General features: G+C 62.7%; 4 protein-coding genes and 1 pseudogene. 3 read left to right on the top strand and 2 right to left on the bottom strand.

Translation table 11 applies throughout. The annotated features are described in order from the left end of the window. Positions 1 to 35: 35 nt before the first annotated feature. Both U9977_RS24360 and U9977_RS24355 read right to left on the bottom strand, forming a co-directional pair. The gene (locus tag U9977_RS24360) at positions 36 to 287 is read right to left on the bottom strand and encodes a hypothetical protein (RefSeq protein WP_322751614.1); all 252 of its coding nucleotides are present in this window, start codon (positions 285 to 287) and stop codon (positions 36 to 38) included. Positions 288 to 412: 125 nt separating this feature from the next. Then, positions 413 to 649, bottom strand: a complete 237-nt coding sequence (locus U9977_RS24355) for a DUF397 domain-containing protein (RefSeq protein ID WP_322751613.1) — start codon at positions 647 to 649, stop codon at positions 413 to 415. A 34-nt stretch (positions 650 to 683) separates the two neighbouring features. On the opposite strand from U9977_RS24355, the pseudogene U9977_RS24350 reads away from it, so the two are divergent. The 3 genes and pseudogenes from U9977_RS24350 to U9977_RS24340 form a co-directional block, all read left to right on the top strand. Continuing rightward, positions 684 to 872 (top strand): annotated as a pseudogene (locus U9977_RS24350) (integrase); the annotation flags it as partial. 146 nt (positions 873 to 1,018) lie between these two features. Further along, positions 1,019 to 1,336: a CU044_2847 family protein gene (locus U9977_RS24345; protein WP_322751618.1), complete on the top strand. Its 318-nt coding sequence runs from the start codon at positions 1,019 to 1,021 to the stop codon at positions 1,334 to 1,336. Beyond that, positions 1,333 to 3,573 (top strand): trypsin-like peptidase domain-containing protein (locus U9977_RS24340; protein ID WP_322751612.1); only part of this gene is annotated, 2,241 nt, incomplete at its 3' end. The genes U9977_RS24345 and U9977_RS24340, both read left to right, overlap by 4 nt.

Genomic DNA, 3,573 nt, shown 5'->3' with positions numbered 1-3,573 from the left:
GACCGGCGTCTCGCCGGGCGTCGGGTCGTCCGCCATTACTTCTTCTTGACCTTCCCGCCGCCGGCGCAGGCGCTGCACTTCCGTTCCTGTGTGCCGCTGAAGTTGCCTTCTTCGTCCGTCTCAACCCTGTCGAAGATGACCTTTCCGGTGCCGTTGCACGTCGGGCAGTCGGCGAATTCAACTTCGCTGACGTTCGTCTTTGCGGTGGCATCCTTACCGCCACGTTTGACGCCGTCTCGGCCGGTGCTCGCGCCGCCGCCGGTGCTGCCCCGCTTGTTCCACGCCATTGCACGCACCTTCCGTGTTCGTTAGGTTGCGGACCTAGGGTAAACCGGTGCTCGTCCAGTTACAGCGCCTGGCACCCACCGCAGTGGAGAGAACGCGGTGAGTGCCCGAGATGGTGCGGATCGGCTCAGAAGCGCATTTCGCCGTGTTCGACGCCGTCGACGAACGCGGCCCACTCGGCGCGGGAAAACGACAGCACGGGTCCGCCCGGGCTCTTGGAGTCGCGGACGACAACCCCGCCGTCGTGCGCTGCTGCTTCGACGCACATGCCCCCGGCGTAGTTGGAGAAGCTGGACGTCGTCCAGGTGACGGCGTCGGGCTCGAAGTTGGTGAGGTCCGGCTTGCGGGTGCGGTTCTCGGACATAGGTGATCCTTTCGGTGGTGGGTGTTGGTGCACGCGCCGGCCGTACGATCTACGCCATGCCGCGGTGTCGACGTGGCTGAACGCGGGCGTACCCGCAACCCAGGTCGCCGAGTGGGCCGGCCACTCCGTCGCCGTCCTGCTCAAGGTCTACGCGAAGTGCCTCGCTGGTCAGGACCAGGCGGCTCGCGACCGCATCGACACAATGCTCACGCTCAGTGATTGACGCTGTCTATATCCCCGAGCGTGGCTATATGCTGACATCTGCTGCGACGCTCTGAGAGATGATGACGGTGTGGTACGGACTACGGCCGTCATGTGCGGTCGGAGGGAACCAGTGATCAGACAAATACGGGGGGATCTGGGGTGTTGATGGAGGTGCCGCTGGAAGGCGGCGGCGTGGTGGTGGTCGAGGTGGACCGGCGAGAGGTTCCCGGTGAACTTCAGCTGGCATCCGATGATCCGGGGACGATAGCGGCCCGTGCTCGGCGGGCGCTGGAAAGCTCGCTGGCAGATCTGGCGCCTATGGTGCGATCGATTCACCAACACCTTCGGGGCATCACCCCGGACGAATTCACCGTGGAGTTCGGGCTGAACGTCGGCGGTGAAACAGGTCTGATCATCGCAAAGGGCACGGCCGCAGTGAATTTCACCGTCTCGATGACCTGGCGCGGTGAAAGCACGACATGACCGAGCCGGTAGATCCGCGGCGAGGATGCGTCGTTCGAATCCGTCAAGGATCGACGCGTAAGGCAGCGGGGGTCGGTGTACTCGTCGGTGAACGAGAAATCGTGACCTGCGCCCATGTGGTCAACACCGCCCTTGGCCGACCGCAGCGGACGCAAGACAAACCGACTGGCGGATTACTCATTGATTTTCCTCAACTCGATGGGTCGCCGCTGCGAGAGGCAACGGTGGAAGCATGGCGACCACCGCCACAAAACGGTACCTTTGGTGGTGACATTGCCGGTCTGCGCATTATCGGCGAACCGCTGCCGACCACTGCCTGTCCAGCTCGGCTCGACGGCAGAGTCCCTCCGGTCGATGTGACCGTTTTCGGTTTCCCAACAGACCCACCACGGCCTCACGGAGGGTGGAGTTCAGCCACGTTGATCGGAACCGTCGGCGGCGGGATGCTACAGCTCGACAAGTCGAACGAAGCGGCACTTCGGGCTCAACCGGGTTACAGCGGCTCTCCCGTCTTCGGCCCTGACAGCATAGTCCTTGGTCTGCTGTCAGTAGCCGCCCGGGATGACGATGTCAAAGATGCATACGCTATTCCGGTTCGCCGTCTCGCCGAGGTATGGCCTGACGTATGCCGCGTTGTCCCGCCCTCTCCCTATCGGGGGCTCAGCGCTTTTCGGGAGCAGGACGCGGATCTGTTTGTCGGCCGCGGTGGGGAGGCGGAGAGGCTCGCCGCCCGGGTTCGCGTGGACACGCTGGTCTGTCTGACCGGTCCGTCCGGGGTGGGAAAAACCTCCCTGGTACAGGCAGGTCTGATTCCACTACTGCGCAATCAGAGATCATGGACGGTGGCATCCTTCCGACCCGGCACTCGTCCACTCGATGCCCTGGCCGCCGCACTCCTGCGCGCTGAAAGCAACGACCCGTCGCGTGAGCCGCCCGTTGACCAGATCCGAACCCGCAGCGCGCACCTACGCGCAGAAGACCTGTGGGAGTCACTGGAGGAACTTGCGGCGGCACGTGGTACATCGGTTCTGCTCATCGCCGATCCGTTCGAAGAATGCCTGCCGGTCATCGCCGATCAGTTCGAAGAATGCCTGACGGACGACACTGAAAACCAGGCCCGGGAACTGATAAAGATGATTCTTCAGGATCCTCCGTCGCCTACAATACCGGCGCGCATCCTGATTTCACTGCGGGCGGACTTTGTGAACAGCCTGCTTTCACACCGTTCAGTGACAGCGAGCCTGAATGATCGGATGTTCCCGCTCCAGGTGATGACGTCCATTCAACTACAACAAGCGATCATAGAACCCGCCAAACGCAGAGAAGTGAATTACGCGGAAGGATTGGTGAAAAGAATCCTGCAGGACGCGGGGAGCGACCAGGGTACGTTGCCCCTGGTCGAGTTCACCGTGTCCCAGCTGTGGGACCTGCAGTATGCCGGCATGCTGCGACATGAGGAATACACCAGGATCGGTGGGGTCACCGGCGCGCTCGGGACACACGCCGAACGGATTGCTGCGGATCTCCTTGCCGACGGGGTGTCCGAAGAGGTTCTTCATCGAGCGCTGCTCAGCCTCGTGCGCACGGGACTCGATCATGGGCCGGCCACGCGGCGCATCGCTCGCCAAGGCGATATCGGAGCGGACTGGAACGTTCTTGATCGACTAGCTAAGGGACGCCTTGTAACCCTTGACAAAGATAATGATGACGTTCCGACGGCCGAACTGACACATGAGGCTCTCATCGGAGGATGGGAACGGCTCGCTCGCCTGGTGGCGGAGAACGCCGACTTCGTCCGCTGGCGCACCAGGATGGAAGAACTGTACCAGCGGGATGATCCGATCCCGGAAAATCGGATCGCCGAAGCGGAGAGCTGGACGGAGCGTCGTCCGTCCGACATTCCGTCTCACATCAGATATCTTGTGGATAAGAGCACAAAAGATCATGCGCAACGGATAGCCAATCTACAAGCGCTGGTCAACCGATCGGAAGCTCTCCGGTTGGCTGCCCAGGCCGACCTTGTACTTTCCACCCGGACCGTCCCACGCGCGGTTTCCGCACTGCTCGCCGCTGAATCACTCACCCGCGCACCAACACTCGAAGGTGACCTCGCGGCACGCCATGCGATGAAGATTGCGCCACGACTTGCCGGCCGCCTCGACCACGACGACCGGATGCGGGCGGTGGCCTTCTCCCCCGACGGCCACTGGGTCGCCACCGCCAGCGCCGACTCCTCC

The organism is Protofrankia sp. Cas8 (assembly GCF_963555845.1).
Lineage (GTDB): Bacteria > Actinomycetota > Actinomycetes > Frankiales > Frankiaceae > Protofrankia.
Note: the sequence above shows the minus strand (reverse complement) of the source record. Positions and strands in the feature narration are given on the sequence as shown.

Coding starts and splice junctions, on each gene's coding strand:
- U9977_RS24360 (WP_322751614.1), bottom strand. CDS start 287: ATGGCGTGGAACAAGCGGGGCAGCACCGGCGGCGGCGCGAGCACCGGC.
- U9977_RS24355 (WP_322751613.1), bottom strand. CDS start 649: ATGTCCGAGAACCGCACCCGCAAGCCGGACCTCACCAACTTCGAGCCC.
- U9977_RS24345 (WP_322751618.1), top strand. CDS start 1,019: ATGGAGGTGCCGCTGGAAGGCGGCGGCGTGGTGGTGGTCGAGGTGGAC.